18 protein-coding genes and 2 pseudogenes are annotated in these 15,433 nt (G+C 38.0%); 2 read left to right on the top strand and 18 right to left on the bottom strand.

The window, feature by feature from the left end:
* The first annotated feature begins 5 nt into the window (after positions 1-5).
* Positions 6-1,115 (top strand): S-methyl-5-thioribose-1-phosphate isomerase, encoded by a 1,110-nt coding sequence (gene mtnA / locus ACL9RM_RS20420; protein ID WP_250267942.1) that lies wholly within the window; start codon positions 6-8, stop codon positions 1,113-1,115.
* A gap of 151 nt (positions 1,116-1,266) precedes the next feature.
* On the opposite strand, the gene ACL9RM_RS20415 is transcribed toward mtnA, so the two are convergent.
* The 9 genes from ACL9RM_RS20415 to ACL9RM_RS20375 form a co-directional block, all read right to left on the bottom strand.
* On the bottom strand, positions 1,267-1,569 hold the full coding sequence (locus ACL9RM_RS20415; RefSeq protein ID WP_061831876.1) for a YunC family protein: 303 nt from the start codon (positions 1,567-1,569) through the stop codon (positions 1,267-1,269).
* Positions 1,570-1,849: 280 nt separating this feature from the next.
* Positions 1,850-2,101: a hypothetical protein gene (locus ACL9RM_RS20410; protein WP_023987879.1), complete on the bottom strand. Its 252-nt coding sequence runs from the start codon at positions 2,099-2,101 to the stop codon at positions 1,850-1,852.
* A gap of 13 nt (positions 2,102-2,114) precedes the next feature.
* The gene (locus ACL9RM_RS20405; protein WP_250267941.1) at positions 2,115-3,278 is read right to left on the bottom strand and encodes a WXG100 family type VII secretion target; all 1,164 of its coding nucleotides are present in this window, start codon (positions 3,276-3,278) and stop codon (positions 2,115-2,117) included.
* Positions 3,279-3,739: 461 nt separating this feature from the next.
* The gene (locus ACL9RM_RS20400) at positions 3,740-3,961 is read right to left on the bottom strand and encodes a hypothetical protein (RefSeq protein WP_250267940.1); all 222 of its coding nucleotides are present in this window, start codon (positions 3,959-3,961) and stop codon (positions 3,740-3,742) included.
* 464 nt (positions 3,962-4,425) lie between these two features.
* Entirely contained in the window at positions 4,426-5,082 is a 657-nt protein-coding gene (locus ACL9RM_RS20395; protein ID WP_250267939.1) for a DUF5984 family protein, read from the bottom strand.
* Complete coding sequence (locus ACL9RM_RS20390; RefSeq protein ID WP_422759387.1) at positions 5,079-5,312, bottom strand: hypothetical protein; 234 nt, start codon at positions 5,310-5,312, stop codon at positions 5,079-5,081. Before ACL9RM_RS20390 ends, ACL9RM_RS20395 begins: the two co-directional genes overlap by 4 nt.
* 140 nt (positions 5,313-5,452) lie before the next feature.
* The gene (locus ACL9RM_RS20385; protein WP_414126459.1) at positions 5,453-5,884 is read right to left on the bottom strand and encodes a hypothetical protein; all 432 of its coding nucleotides are present in this window, start codon (positions 5,882-5,884) and stop codon (positions 5,453-5,455) included.
* Between the two features lie 114 nt (positions 5,885-5,998).
* Positions 5,999-6,667 (bottom strand): hypothetical protein, encoded by a 669-nt coding sequence (locus ACL9RM_RS20380; protein ID WP_250267938.1) that lies wholly within the window; start codon positions 6,665-6,667, stop codon positions 5,999-6,001.
* 83 nt (positions 6,668-6,750) lie between these two features.
* Entirely contained in the window at positions 6,751-7,386 is a 636-nt protein-coding gene (locus tag ACL9RM_RS20375) for a restriction endonuclease (RefSeq protein ID WP_250267937.1), read from the bottom strand.
* Between the two features lie 1,031 nt (positions 7,387-8,417).
* Between ACL9RM_RS20375 and ACL9RM_RS20370 the strand changes: the two genes are divergently transcribed.
* On the top strand, positions 8,418-8,645 hold the full coding sequence (locus ACL9RM_RS20370) for a DUF3139 domain-containing protein (protein WP_250267936.1): 228 nt from the start codon (positions 8,418-8,420) through the stop codon (positions 8,643-8,645).
* 259 nt (positions 8,646-8,904) lie between these two features.
* Here the strand turns inward: ACL9RM_RS20370 and ACL9RM_RS20365 are convergent, their stop codons facing one another.
* From ACL9RM_RS20365 to ACL9RM_RS20325, 9 genes and pseudogenes are all read right to left on the bottom strand, one after another.
* On the bottom strand, positions 8,905-9,036 hold the full coding sequence (locus ACL9RM_RS20365; protein ID WP_268819845.1) for a hypothetical protein: 132 nt from the start codon (positions 9,034-9,036) through the stop codon (positions 8,905-8,907).
* Between the two features lie 196 nt (positions 9,037-9,232).
* A pseudogene (locus tag ACL9RM_RS20360) lies at positions 9,233-9,786 on the bottom strand (RNA 2'-phosphotransferase).
* A gap of 562 nt (positions 9,787-10,348) precedes the next feature.
* Entirely contained in the window at positions 10,349-10,540 is a 192-nt protein-coding gene (locus ACL9RM_RS20355; RefSeq protein WP_155729773.1) for a hypothetical protein, read from the bottom strand.
* Positions 10,541-10,640: 100 nt separating this feature from the next.
* Positions 10,641-11,546: a hypothetical protein gene (locus tag ACL9RM_RS20350; protein WP_250261875.1), complete on the bottom strand. Its 906-nt coding sequence runs from the start codon at positions 11,544-11,546 to the stop codon at positions 10,641-10,643.
* Between the two features lie 591 nt (positions 11,547-12,137).
* Positions 12,138-12,626 carry a hypothetical protein gene (locus ACL9RM_RS20345; RefSeq protein WP_250267935.1) on the bottom strand — a complete coding sequence of 163 codons (489 nt, stop codon included), beginning with the start codon at positions 12,624-12,626 and terminating at the stop codon, positions 12,138-12,140.
* Entirely contained in the window at positions 12,626-12,802 is a 177-nt protein-coding gene (locus tag ACL9RM_RS20340; RefSeq protein ID WP_250267934.1) for a hypothetical protein, read from the bottom strand. Before ACL9RM_RS20340 ends, ACL9RM_RS20345 begins: the two co-directional genes overlap by 1 nt.
* Before the next feature lie 141 nt (positions 12,803-12,943).
* A pseudogene (locus ACL9RM_RS20335) lies at positions 12,944-13,157 on the bottom strand (transcriptional regulator); the annotation flags it as partial.
* 563 nt (positions 13,158-13,720) lie between these two features.
* Positions 13,721-13,843 (bottom strand): hypothetical protein, encoded by a 123-nt coding sequence (locus ACL9RM_RS20330; RefSeq protein WP_323873150.1) that lies wholly within the window; start codon positions 13,841-13,843, stop codon positions 13,721-13,723.
* A gap of 250 nt (positions 13,844-14,093) precedes the next feature.
* Positions 14,094-15,371, bottom strand: a complete 1,278-nt coding sequence (locus ACL9RM_RS20325) for a flagellin (protein WP_323873149.1) — start codon at positions 15,369-15,371, stop codon at positions 14,094-14,096.
* Positions 15,372-15,433: the final 62 nt, after the last annotated feature.

Here is a 15,433-nt window from a genome sequence, read left to right as displayed (position 1 = left end):
TGAATATGAGTGAAAAGAAAGATTCGGCACCCGTAACCTCTGGGAAAGCTGCAGTGTCCAGTCAGGCTCTATCTTCGCTGGTGTGGAAAGGCAACTGCTTGTCCATGTTAGATCAACGTTTGCTGCCCGAAACGATTGTCATGCTGGATTTATTCACGGCCGAGGAAGTATGGGGCGGCATCCATGCCATGAAGGTACGCGGTGCGCCTGCCATCGGGATGGCTGCGGCCTACGGCGTTGTGCTAGGAGCTACCGCCTACGACGGCACCGACGCTGCTGGGTGGCTGGAGCATGTACATGCCGTGTGCGGACATTTGGCTACCTCACGGCCGACAGCCGTGAACCTCTTCTGGGCCCTGGACCGCATGAAGAAGCGGGCCGGGGAACTCATCGTTGAAGCTAGCGGAGGTCAGGTCGAAGACTGGAATGCCGGGCTGGAGCGTGAAGCCATAGCCATTCAGGCAGAAGATGAGGAAGTATGCCGCCAGATCGGCATCCATGCTTTACCTCTATTCGAGGACGGGATGGGCGTACTCACTCACTGCAATGCAGGTGGATTGGCGACAGCGAAATACGGAACAGCGCTGGCACCGATGTATCTAGCGCAAGAGAATGGCATCCACCTCAAAGTATTTGCCGACGAAACCCGTCCCGTGCTGCAAGGTGCGCGCCTGACCGCTTTCGAGCTTCAGCAGGCAGGCATTGATGTCACCCTGCTCTGTGACAATATGGCGGGCATGGTGATGTCCAAAGGATGGGTACAGGCCGTTATTGTCGGCACAGATAGAGTCGCTGCTAATGGCGATGTGGCCAACAAAATCGGTACCTACAGTCTAGCTGTGCTAGCGAAGGCGCATAGCATTCCTTTTTATGTCGCTTCCCCACTATCTACCATTGATTTGCAGACCGCAACAGGCGCAGATATTCCAATCGAGGAGCGTTCTGCGGAGGAAGTTACCGAAAGCTTTGGTAAAAGGACCGCCCCGCAGGGCATCAAAGTCTACAACCCGGCTTTCGATGTTACACCTCATGAGTACATTACCGCCATCATTACCGAAAAAGGAATTGTACAAGCACCCTTTAGCGAGAACCTGACCAATTTGTTTGCTGAATAATTGTTCTTGCAGGTCATATAGTTCGTATATAAGTCAAATGATTCTATTCGATAGAATAAAACTTTTTATAGAAAAAAACCGGAGCCAAAAAGTCCGGTTTTTTTCGTTTCTTGTTCCTCTACTTTTATACAACATGTGCACATAGGCTTCATTACACCAGTTTCAATAATGCTTCGTAGCCTGGCATCCCCGGCTTAATCCCCAGCTGCTCCGCTTCTGTCGTCACCGATTCCATCGGCGCCTCCAACAATTCTTTCAGCGTTTTTACCCCCACAGCTCGTGCAGCAAGAATTTTCCGATCCGCCAGCCGCTCATTGAGCAGTCCAACATCCAGTGCACCACACATGATGTAACCACGGGAGTTGGAGATAGTCAACAACGTTGTTTTAGGCAGTTTGACCTCGACTCCGATAAATGTATGCTCACCCACTTGTACGGGCTCCATGTGTATCATGGTTATTACATGCACCTCCTCTTTGTTTACCCGGGATATTTTATGCGGCATTTGCGGGTAAGTGTGGACGCTCGTGGATACGTTCAAAATATAGGAGGATTATTTATGTATAGCAAAACAGGCAATATCAAAAAAGACTCTCCTGTTTAAACCCACCTCTAAATTCTTAGGTGCATGCAAATTATCTTCTTTATCAGATAAATTACTATGAAAAATGAAAAAAGCTCACTCCCATTTTATTGTTAAAGGAGCAAGCTCGGTTCGTATTATTGAAGCTACTTTATGATTCAAATGTCAACTTTTCGGGAAATATACCACCTTCTTTAACGAAGCAACGTGCCATCCGCTGTGCAGCCCTATCAAAATAAAATTTATTTGAATGACTCGGATCTGGTAAAGGTTCAATTTCAGAGAATAGCTTAGTCTCTTTGTTCAATTGAATTTTCCCCATAATGTGTTCATTTGGGCCATATCTATAAATAACTACATTCTCATCCTCATGCTCTTTAAAAAGTAAAACAAATGCTCCCATTATAAAATCTCCTCTATTCTATTTCCCATGGACGACCCGACCTTACCGCAGCTTTATGAGCAGTCTCATAGTCTGTTTTAAATATACCCTCAAATCTGGATTCAAACAATTCATGATTAAGCAAATCCATATCTTTTTCTGTTTGTAATCCTTTTTGTAATCTATCCCATACTTGAGCTATTTCGTAATCAGAATGAAATCTGCCATAACCACTCGACTTTATATGTTCATTTATGAAAACGTGTTCTTTGATTCTTTGAACTCTACTTTCCTTCATTCCAGAATTTTCAGCTATTGCTCTTACATCACTATCAGACGCTCTGATTTGATCATACATCTCATCTGCTTCAGCTTCTCTACGAAAATATTCATCAATTGAAAGATCGTTTCTTCCACCTGTTTGTATTTCTGTTTTAGGTTCAGATTCTATTGAATTACGCAATTTCGAATTCGTATTATTCTTCGGAATCTCATACTTAATAGATGATTTCAAACCAATTTTAGGCTTGATTACTGAACTAACTCCTCCAAATAATCCAGCTGTACCGATCATATTAGCCCAGTGTTCCTTTGACCAGGCATTGTTTGGATTAAATGCCCCTTGAATCATACCTGTTACTCCAAATGTACCGAAATTGAGCATGTCATTCCATGAATCGTTTTGTTTAGCTGCCCGTTCCATGTACCCTTGGTACATTCCTTTTGGAATACCATATGACATATAATCTAGAAAGCTCCAGACTGAATCAAACTTTTTCTCATAGCGTACTGAGTTAGCGTCTACAAAATCCTGACCTAGTTCAGTTAAGCTATCTACTGATTTTTGGAACGCATTCCGTGTATCTGGAGCAGGAACAGCACATGAATTCGGTGGAGGTGGTAAACAACTTGCGTCAATGTTACCTGCTTCCATCAGATCTGCTAATCTGAATTTATCTGCATGGTGACGTAATTCCCTAGCAATAGAATCCGTCAAGGTAACAAAGTCATTCATATTATTCTGAGAGGTTTGGAAGGAATAGTAAAAGTGCTCTTTAGTTAGTCCTTCCCACAATTGCCCCATAGATGAAATTTGTTGTACTAAATTACTATTCATTTGAGTTGCCGTTTGCTGTGCTAACTCAAACTGCTTGGAGACAGCCATAAGCTGCTCAGGTGTCACTTTAATTGTTGTCATAATATACCTCTGTTTGAGTTCGTTATGACATAGTAACATTATTCCGATTTATGGAAAACGAACTTAATTCCTAATTGTTATGTGAAATAAGATAACTTTATACCTATGACCAAAAGCTTATAGTCATCGCTTTCAACTCCTGATCTTCAAACATATCCTGTAACTCAGGAATCAACTTTAGGAGTTTTTTATAGTTATGTAGCTGTTGTTTCGTGATACCGAGTTCCTTAACAATATCGGTAATATCTTTTAGATGGGCATTTTGTTCATCTGCTTGATTCCCTTATCCTAGCTCAACAACTTGTAATGTTTGATATTGGAGCATGGTAATTTGAATTTGACGCACCTTCGTTTGAAGCAAGGTGTTTGTAAATGTCATCCTCCTTTATTCAGATTGACTAACTATGTAAAAGGCCCACTCCCGTTTTTATTATTAAGGAGTAGGCTCAAATTGTACTTTTTCAAATGTCTATGCTATCCCACAACTCTAGAATAGTCTTATCATCAATCTTCCCAAGAGTAAACAACTCTCTTGCTGATTCAAACGACTGCGAAAAACTGTCTCTTTCACGAGTAAGAAAGTACCCTTCTTCATTCTGGCTAATCCAATAGCTATCATTTTTATAGGAGAACTGAAACTCTTCCCCCATTTCAAAACGTTCCACCAATTCATTGTATTCCAAAAAAGTCCCTCCTACTTCTTGTTAACTCTTTTAAATGCCCATCTTTCTTTCCATTCAAAAACATGTTCATGAGACCACTCTGAATGCTGCTTTGAATTTCCATGATTCCTGTAACCTACATCGCGTGTAGCGCAATTGTTTTAATTTTCTTAGGTGTAATGGCATCTTACTACTTTATAACGAATGTTAAGCATAGGAGACTATATGCTTTGTCGTGCTTACAATTTATGTGGTATCCCATACACAGCTCCCAGACCACAAAAAGTCCTTTAAATGAGGCTTTATTTTTCAGTCTTTAAAAAACATAAATCCTCTCTAACCCATACTAACCAAAAAGGCTAGATGAATAATCCCATCTAGCCCACTGTATTATTTAGTGTTAAGTATTGATAGTTATAGTTTATTGGGCACTGATAGCTCATCAAAAAAACCTTAGAGGCATAAAGATAATCAAAGCAGTAAAACTATTCTTGGACTATTAAGCCCTTTATTTTTTCACAAATTCTTTCGGCGTCACTTTTCTTCTTAGAATTAAATAGAAGATTATCCAAGAAATCTTCAACAAAATTCCTTACAGTAGAATCAAATATACCAATGGGGATATATTCAACTCCAATTGGATTCATGAAAGTGATCCCTTCCGAAGAGTACGTAGACTCATTATCCCATGCAATCTCTATTTCATCGTTAACTCTCCTGAAGAATACATCAGGCAAAAATGAGCTTGCTCTATTTGAAAACCATGAGCGTTTAAACTCCCATTCTTGCTTTGTATCGAACCATTGATCAAATTCAGCGTCATTATCGGACTCAAACAACAAACAATTATCTATAAGTTCAAGAGAGTTTTGTCCTTCAACTGGAAGAGGAAATGCTTCATCACTCAATATATGCATATGATTTTCACTAAACCATTCAACAATATAAATTAAATTCCATTGAAAAGGTGTTACAACGTTTTCTCTCTTATACTCGAAAATATTTCTTCCTCGAACAAACAATTCAATTCTTCCCCATGATTCACCAGCTAAACTCTTTTCGTTAAAAGGATTATTTACAAATTCATATTGGATAGCAAAAGTACTTTTATCTCCAAATGTTCTCAGAATAACGCACCTCACTTATTTCTTAATAGCTTATTGTACTCCACTTTCGTAATTTTACCATCCCTTAGGAACTGCCTTAATACATCGGCAGGTACTTCTCTAGCAGGGTTCGTAACCTCATATGGATGCCAACCCATTTCACCATCTGGTTGAAATTTAACAAGCTTCCCCTCATAAATATTATATAGTTGCTTATTTTTTAAAGATGAGTAGGCTGCATCCAATAACTTTATACTATTTGACATGTACCATAACCGCTTATGACATATAATAGATCTCTATTGCAAAAGCTATACTTTATGACATAGTGTTGAAACAGACCTTGACTAAATTGAGCATAAAAAAAAGGCAACCGAAGTCGCCCTAGATATTCCAATTATACAACTTAACTTTTCAAATGCTTTAGTACACAAATAATCGCATCCACCATACGCTTCTTGCTATCCAAGAATACAATCTCGCCACATTCTTTACAGCCCCATTTGTTCCTCTTGTACGCTGACTCCTCAACATAAGAAGCTCCACATTTACATTCTACCTGAATTAATGTTCTATACTGACTGTATGCATCTGCTAACTGTTCACTGGCTTTACTTGCTACTGTAAATTGCTGTATCACTGCTATATGTTCTCTTTGGTCTGAGTATTCATTATGTACCTTAAAATCTGCTACCAACTCAGGGTTTAAACCAAAATATTGTTTACCCACTGTAGTCACATACTTACTTCCTACACGATATGATTCTATCCAGTCTTGTATTTGTTTAGTGGACAGGTTTACTGTCTCTTTAATACCGCTATTTAACGTGTAGGTCATTGTATGGATGCTGGTTTTGATTCATATATGAAGCTGCTCCTTTAATCTATCTTATAATGTTCATTATACTATAAATAGAAAACAAAAAAGACGTGGTTGCCCACGCCCTTACAATTAATAAATTTTAACGAATGTGTCAATGAATTTCTGCCGATTGGATTTATCATAGATGTATGGATCAGAAAATTTATCGTTCCAAGTCCCATCTTTTATACTCAAGCTTTCAATTTTATATCCCAAGAATTTATTCAGGCTATTTCTATCCACATCAATTGAATATGTTTTCCCATCGAATGGCAAGATCATTGAGACAGCATGTAAATCGTGAAACTGGCGTAATAACCTAGCACTTTCACCAACTAATATTTTTTGAATTGCATTTTCTGTCCCAAGGTGATTACTGTAATCTTCGTTCTTCACAAAACTATTAGGCTTATCTTCTTTATAATCTGAATAACTGCCATAGTATAAAATCAAAACATTATTGTCTTTAATTGAAACACTCTTTATAAATGGGTTTCCAGTAGCGTAAGATATATATTCTTTAAACACTGTTTCATCTGCTGGTAATGTTGATAAAGGGTCTGCTGTTACCTTAGCATCTTTGGGGATATCTTCAGTTTTAGAAGTTACTTGCTTCACCTCAGTTTGAACTGGTTTAGTAGTATCAGGCTTATCTTTTTTACTGACCAAATCTACGATAAAAATAAAAGCAAATAAAACAAGTAATCGAACCCACAAGTTATTGTACCACTCACGCTTATCTACCTGAGAAATTTTCACATCATTTGCCCCTTTTGAGACAGGAATTTTAAAATTTCTTCGTTAATATAAAATCATCGTTTTACTACGGGAGCATCCAGTATCTAGTTACCTGAAGCGATAAGCTTTTCAGCCTTGCGATCCTTTTTAATCACTTTACTGTTATTCCTATAATCATCCCATGAATCCAAACTCATGTAAGGCTCTGCTTCAATAATATCTTTTACCTTGCTGTGCTGTTGTTCTTTGAATAGCTCAATCATTTTAATTAAATCGTTGCGATCCAACAGCTTTACTCCATTATAACTGGCTAACTGTTCACACGAAGTTGTGTATTTGCTTGAAGTAATGACAATAGATTTCTTAGCTCTGTAAAATCGCATAGAACTATACACTTCCTGAACTGCGCTCAAACCAACAGGATTGCTTATTGCATACCGTTTAGCCTGAATGACATTACGGTAGCCCTCTCTGTCCGTAAATACCAAATCTGTTCCAAAATCTCTACTGTCTTGTGTTTTATACGCATCACCATAGCCTAAACACTGGAACAGCCTGAACAGATACATTTCAAAGTCCTTGCCATCCTCCATACGGTCTATTTCGTTAATGCCAACTTTATAAGGGTCAATATTCTGCGTTACTTTATACGGTTCCTGAACTCTAGGCTTCTTAAATAAGCGTAGCAACACCAAAGCAATCAATACAACAACGACACACACTATCACAAATAAAGACAACAATGTTCCTCCTTAGCTACTTTGGCTCTTTTTCACACTATCTTATAATACAACAGATAGGGATAATTTCCCATATATTTTGGATAAGTATAGTAAATTGTTAACAAAGAAACGTCTATTGCTAGGCGAATAGCTTCATATTCATGGGGGATGACTCTTCTTGACTCCTGTATACCTATTCCTTCTTGTTTTGCCTTCCTCTTTGTAACATTTGCTTCACATAGACATGCAAAGAGCCTAGACCAATTTTTTAAGCTTATATGTTGTACATTTTATTGAACGTCATTCCAGGTTTAGTGAATCACGAAGAAAAAAGAATAAAATTCCTGATTATAAGAAGTTTTCTTTTCCTTATACTTTTGAGAAACTGTCATAAGCCTTGATATGACTGGATTGATTTAACGTAATGTTAATGTTAGACGCTGTGTACCTAGAGTTACAGGGGTTTTATCCATAGGGCTAACACCAAAGATTGAGTAATGATGATTACATCATTATTCCTTTTTCTTGATTTAAAACAATATAATTGACATAATATCAATAAACATCCTTACCAAAGATTTTTAAGATCGCTATATTTATAGACTTTTCCTACATTACTTTGAATGGCTTCATAGTACAAGAATTCTACTTTTCCAAAAACATTATTGGAGGCTAACAAATGAGTAAATTTGAAAAAAATCTAATTAAGTATTTGTCTTACGGTTTTTTTGTAGGAATATACTATTCCTTTATTAAAGGGCCAACAACAACGAGTACTCCGATCAATGGTATGTTTGAATTTTATACGGTACCCACTTCTACTTTTATTTTCAGAACATTATCAACCTCGTTTCTACTAAGCCTCTTTGCTGGAGTGGTGTATACAATTACTTTTTTATGTATAAGAGGAAATAAGTAGATTCATTAAATAACTCCAAAGCAAAAGAAGCTGTTCAAATCGCAACGACTCCTTTTCTTAAGTGACGGTTCGAAGCAAATATTACGTCATTGGTAGCGCTCTTTAGCTTGCTCCAACAAAGGAGATAGTTATGAGAAAATATGGAATAGCAATTTTTACAGTAATGATATTCGCAAGCGTTTGGATGCTTAGTAGTTACACTAAAAATGATACTCAAAACAAAGTATTCGATTATCTTGTAAAAATTCAAGGATACAAACCATCTGAAATTTATTCAGTTAAAACTCAAATAGGTAAAGCTCCCTTAGTTAGTACACAAGTTATTTTTAAGGACGAAACCAATGCAAGGTATTTTTAAAGAGCGAGATAAAATTATTCAGTATAGCCAAGTTTAAAGGAGTAGATGATGGGGTATAATTATTCTTTGAAGGATTATAACGGAAATGCAATGCACAGTCACATGCTTGTCCTTCTCCAAGAGGTCACAAATGCGGTCACAAAATTCAGTCATTTATAAGATTTTAATAGTATGAATCAGTAAGATCAGTAAATTGAAAATGCTATGAAATCTTGTCCCGCTTGACTTTACGGCTTAGACAGCGGAAAATTTTACTACCTCAAATTCGATACACCTTAGACGCACCACACATGATGTAACCACGGGAGTTGGAGATAGTCAACAGCGTTGTTTTAGGCAGTTTGACCTCGACTCCGATAAATGTATGCTCACCCACTTGTACGGGTTCCATGTGTATCATGGTTATTACATGCACCTCCTCTTTGTTCACCCGGGATATTTTATGCGGCATTTGCGGGTAAGTGTGGACGCTCGGGGATACGTTCAAAATTTTAGGAGGATTATGTATTTACAGCAAAACAAGCCATATCAAAAAGACTAGATGAATCATCACATCTAGTCTCTTTATCATCATTAATGTTCTAGGTCTACGCTTTGTCAAACTTCTTTAAGTATTGTGGCGGTACAAGATCAGCAAGCCAAACACCATGGTTGGCTTTATAAAACTTCACTTGATTAGCTAATGCCTTTTCTGTGTCTACTTCGAGGATCACTAGTTCCCCACGTCTTTTGCCTGCTAAAATTGCAAACTCAAGGGATTCCGACAGATGTACATACTTTCTACCCATTGGCTTAATTCCTTCATTGAAAATATTATGGATTACCTTTGTGTTTGTACCATGATAGAGAATGGTTGGTGGAGTAGCCTCCTTATAATCTAACCTGTCTGTACTGTGACCATAATTAGCTCTTATGTACCCATTAACAATCTCATTTCTTTGCTTTGAACAATAGTTTACTACTTGCTTGATACCCAACTCACTAACATCGGCCCATCTATTCTCTGATCTTATCCCTTGAATCAGGTCTTGAATGTCACAATAACCCTCATGGTCTAGCTCAAACCAAACTGTTCTGGTGTATGTCTCAGAATCTTACTCATAAACTTACTGAGGCTCTCTTCTTGTTTTGGTGTTAACATTGTATACTCCTTTAATAAAATATTTGTCTATCTATAATAACCTATCCGATGATTCATAGCGCCTTGTGAAGTAAAGCCCCAAACCTCCGATAAGGAAAGATGTAGCTCCAATTAAAAAACCTCTTAGACTGTATCTGTTATAAGCCTCAATATTTTTGCAAGTCCCAGCCCACAATGAAAATAACCGAAAATACCTCTTATCAAATCCATGATAAAAAATTTTTGATTCTTAAATCCCTCCTCTCTAATAGTTGTCCGATGAAAATAAAGATTTAGACTGACCCAAATATAAAACCAGCGGCAGTCAAGGACCTGAAAATAAAGTCTTAGACTGCCGCTGGTTTATTGAACTAACGTTCTCTGTTAGCGTAACAAGTGGTGCAAAATTATTTCATGCGATAAGACTGGCTGTTTTGATAAAGTTTATTTGATACAAGATGAGGTTCTTGTCATCCGCCGTACCGATCCAGCCAGTCGCGCTGCCACGCCTCGAAGGACTTGCCACTTATACTCTGCAGCAGCTTGCCACTGGGGAGCGAGAACATGTCATCCCCGTTGATATCTACAACCGTTTCGGTGCTGCCGATCGGATTGCCGTCAGTAAGAAACACACCGAGGCGATAAATTCTCCCTGAATCGCTAGGCTTCCAATCGCCTTAAATCGTTCTACCTCTATGGTTTTGCCGAAATAATCGGCTGGATCAACGTCTTCCATCAGTCCCCATTCGACCATATCTGGCGTACGGGTCAGCAATTTCCGATGCGACTGTCGAGAATCCTCTCTATCGCTGGATATTCCTCGAATCTTCGTTCGATGAAATGTTGAATAATCGCCCCGTAAAGGGGCGGTTTTCTTAGGCTTGCATAAATGCTTCTAACGGTTCCAGAGTCGCGAACGTCTTCTTCGCATCCTTCTTCCGTTGCTCATCATAGAGTTTGGTCAACTCTTCGAATGATTTAGCTTTAATCTTCGTATAACTCGATTTGGTGTATCTGATTATGTACGTCTTTACCCCTTCCTCTTCACTCCACTCGTAAACGACATCATATTTGTCCCTCAAATTCTTTAAATGAAGTGACCGGCGCAACACTGCAAAGTGTTCTTTAATGGCTTCATCACATTCCTCCATAATCTTCTCGTATGTGCAGCCAACTCGCATCAGAATCTCCAATGCCCGTTCATCGCCGTATCTCGCGAGAAATTCCTTCAACGAAACCAGCGCATATAGCATTATTTGTTCCTTGTCATTTGGATTCCTGTATTCATAACAGCCTACAACCAAATTGCGGTCGGTCATTTCCTCCTTACTGAATTGCATATTAAACAAATACTCGAGTGTCTTTTGCTTCATAACGGTTTCCAACATCTGTTCTTTATCAATCCTGATGCCCGTTGTCACCCACGGAAACGGTAGTTGGCCGTTACTTTCACGCGGTATGCTACCCCTAAGATTCAAAATCGGCATACCCGTAGCCATTGCGTACGACCTGTTATATCCGTCGCCCGCGAATATTTCCTGTTCTTCTTGCATGTGTCCTGCCCCTCCTTTTAGTACCAAGTTCCATTCGGCGCGTAGTGCCACCAGTTGTCTGCGAAGTGAATCTCCGCTCGATTTCAGCGAATTGCGATCCAAATTATCTTCCGCACTTTCCAGTAATTTCTTGGTTAAGCTATAGTTCTCCGTTCGTATTATGAGCTGTGACCTACGCTTATGGGCTTTGCCACTCCACTTTCGCTCTTCCAGTCCCGCTCTGTCCATTGTCAGGCAACACTTTTATTTCCATCTCTCCAGGCACTTCATGAATCTCCGTTACAATCGGCTAAACGAACCGGGAATAAGATCCTATAGTAGACTATTGCATATCTATAAAACTACCACTTTTTTGTGTTGGTCTCCTATTAGTTCATCACCGCTGCTTTTCATGAACCCGCGAAGATACTTCTGGGATAAATTGTATCATATGAGAACCATAAGTCCATCTAATGGTTGCGTTATCCTGCCCGTTGGCTAATGCCGGCTGCCAGTCTACAACTTTATTTTTCACGGTCTAATGCTTTGTTTTTCAGTCTAACACTTTATTTTCGCAGAACAATAGTCTCATTAGACTATTTTGTTCTTTCCATAATTTTAAGAATGTATCATACTTCATAACATTCACGCACCTTCCGTATACTTTACCCATATCACTAAGTTAGTAGCCTGATTGAAGACTCTCCTGTTTAAACCCGCCTCTTAATTCTTAGGTGCATGCAAATTATCTTCTTTATCAGATAAATTACTATGAAAAAAGCTTGCTCCCATTTTACTGTTAAAGGAGCAATCTTATAGATATTTATCAATTGCTGTGAGTTATATTGATTTAGGATTTTTATAGCACCAGTTTGGATCATAGGGCAGAGATCTGAACTTCTGCATATCTTCCCAACTGTAGACCCAATCGTAATCAGGAATCCAAAAATAGTCAGTAGGATTTAGCTTGAGATATTCATATATAAATCGAAAAATCAGCTCTTCAACACCATAAACATCTTCAATACATCCTACTTGATACAAGGACAAGCTTGAATCTAATCCACTAATATCTTCATCATGCTCATAATTAATTTCGTAATTATCAATTCCGTCAATATAGAATATAAACTGCTGGTTATTTTCAGCACCCAGTGGGTTATAAGATATATTTAGAGTTGTTGAAAAAAACTGTTCATTCTTATATTTTTTATCATTGTCAAAATATAATCCAGCATCTGCATGAAAGGCAGCTACGATTGCATCTCCCAGTAATTTCTCAGGTGTATATTTTTCTCGTTCTATTAAAATAAAAGCCGAACTTCCCATCACTTAACCACCTTTCTTAATTCCTCTAAGGAATTTACAACAGTTACTCCTAGCTTCTTGATATTATCTAATTTTTCTTTATTACTTTGAGATAGATTGCCCAAAGGCTTATCGATATAAAGTATAACTTTCTTCTGTTCTGGATTAAAATAAAGCTTATCAGTCGTAATTGTCATTTTTTCAAGTTGTCCTTCTTTAACTGCTTTGATTGAAGCCTTAACCTCAATTAATTCATTAGTTGTATGTAACTACATCTAAATCACCTGCAAATTGGCCATCTTTCTTTAATATTTTTTGTCCAACACCAGGAGGGAAATCGATGATATAAATAAGTCGTAAAAGTGGCCCTCCGGTAAACCCATAGCCTCACTAATTTGGTCAAGCTGGTTAATAGATTAGGCTTATTTCCTGACACAATAGCACTTACTGCCCCCCATTCATACCTGCAATTAGCCAAAATTGGGCTATGTTTAAACCTTCTTGTTTTAGGTGTTTGTCTAATTCCGCCCGAATCGTAGGTGTAATTTTCATGAATAAACCACCCTTTCAGCGTGAACTCACTATATGATGCATAGTTAAATATATTGTTTAGTTATGAAACAAGTAGTAAAACATATTTTCTTTATCACTCTTATTTTTCACCATATTCAGGAACTAAATAATATACTTTTCATATTTGGTATCAAGATACCTTTTGAGATAGTCTGCGATGATTTCATAATTAAAAGTATCATCTTTATGCTTATGTATAATTTATTTGGAAAATCAGAATGCAACTCAAGGCTTACAAAGTTACCTAATTGAATAGTCATGTTCGTATTCCCTTGTAATTTATCTATGTATTTACCTTAGATTTGATGTATAGCATATAAGCAACCTTAACGATATTCGGGATGGTACCGAGTCAAAAAATAACTCGAGTGTGAAAGTGGATGTGCTAGAGGCAATTCTGGAAATTAAATAGACGTTTACGATGTAAAATCCCCCCACCCTTTTTTATTGCACCTGTTAATATTGATCAGCAGACACGACAAAAAAACTAGACATAATCGTCTGGGCAGTAACAGTGTACTGGTGTGTACATAATTATTATTTTATCCTGCTTGTTGCTGTTGCTCATATTCCTCTACCCTACGGTAAAATGTGTTTGGTTTCATATCCACACGTTTCATGGCTTCCACTGCTGTTATGCAGCCTTGCTTCCATTCCTCATACACTGTAATGAACTCCTCGCTTATTGCCTGTTTAGGCCGACCAAATACACACCATTGTTTAGCTGCTGCTATCCCTTCTTTTGTCTGCCATTGATCTTCTCGCGTTCACGTTCTGCCATGTAGCTAAACATTTCAAGCACAATACTGGATATAACTTTCTCTAACCCATTATGGTATTGTCTAGTGTCAAGAATTGGAATATCGAGAATAACTATATGTGCGCCTATAGCATAAAACCATTATAATTAACAATTTAAGGCTTGAGCAATTGCAACATACTCTCTGGCTGCATATTAGCCTGTGTCAGAATTGCTTGTGATGTCTGAAGCATAATCTGATTTTTAGCCAACTGGGTCATTTGTTTAGCCATGTAAGCATCACGAATGCGAGATTCCGCAGAAGTGAGATTCTCCGTATAGTTGTTGATATTGTTAATTGCATGCTCCAAGCGATTTTGGTAAGCTCCCAATTTAGAACGTTCTGATAACACTTTATTAGTAGCGTTATCAATATCTTCTACAGTAATTGAAGGGATCACTTTGTAGTTATCGAATGAACTCTCTGAAAAAGCTGTAAACACTCCTGTATATCCTTCAACCATACTTGAGTTAACAGAGTAGCCGTTTATGTCACCTATCCCTTCAACCGAGAAGGTATAATAGTCTTCAACAACTGAATCGGAAAGCTTATAAGTCTTTCCCACATTCGCTGCTTCTGCCCCTACTAGTCCGATATTTCTGTATACTCCATTCACTCTTTCACCTAAGTATATCCCACCATACTGACTATACCAACCAAACACCTGATTATTAAAGTCCTTACCCTTTATAATAATTCCTACATTACCGTCTTTATCAGCAGATGTAAATTCTGCATCTACAGTTATTGTCATCTCATTATCCTTAATCACTTGAGACAATATTGTTTTGTCTCCTATTCCTAATGTTTCTTGCCTAAGTTCTCCATTCTTCACACTCCACTGCCCAGCATCGGAAAACCACTGTGAGAATTTATTATGATCGTCAAAGTTTTCTTTATAGTATAAGCCGAAATCCATGTTATTTATTGTAATTGGAATATTACCATCAGCGTAAACATTCTTAGAGAACGAGCCATCAAACAAATTCAAATTAATTCCATTGAACTCAGTATTGCTAGTTATACCATCAATATGATCAAGCAATTCAACCATCTCATTAAGAATATTCTCTTTATCACTATTTTGTAGTGTCCCATTTTCCTTCTGAATAATTAGTTCCCTGATTCTATGCAAAGAATTATTAACACTTGCCAAGGCTCCATCTGCTGTTTGTAGGAGAGAAATACCATCTTGAGCATTACGTGAAGATTGATGTAATCCACGAATCTGCGCTCTCATGCTCTCTGATATTGCTAAACCAGCCGCATCGTCAGACGCACGATTAATACGTAGTCCTGATGATAACTTCTCCATCGTTTTATTGACAAAACCTGTACGCTTTTTTAAGTTGTTACTTGCAACTGTTGCCACAATGTTCGTATTGATAATCATATGTTCTCCCGTAATTCTCTGTCTTCATAAGATTTTTAAGTACATTATATTGTTTCAGAAAA

The sequence above is a fragment of the Paenibacillus sp. S29 genome, assembly GCF_049319765.1.
Lineage (GTDB): Bacteria > Bacillota > Bacilli > Paenibacillales > Paenibacillaceae > Paenibacillus > Paenibacillus polymyxa_B.
The sequence above is the reverse complement of the archived record's forward strand: the minus strand, read 5'-3'. Positions and strand labels throughout refer to the sequence as shown.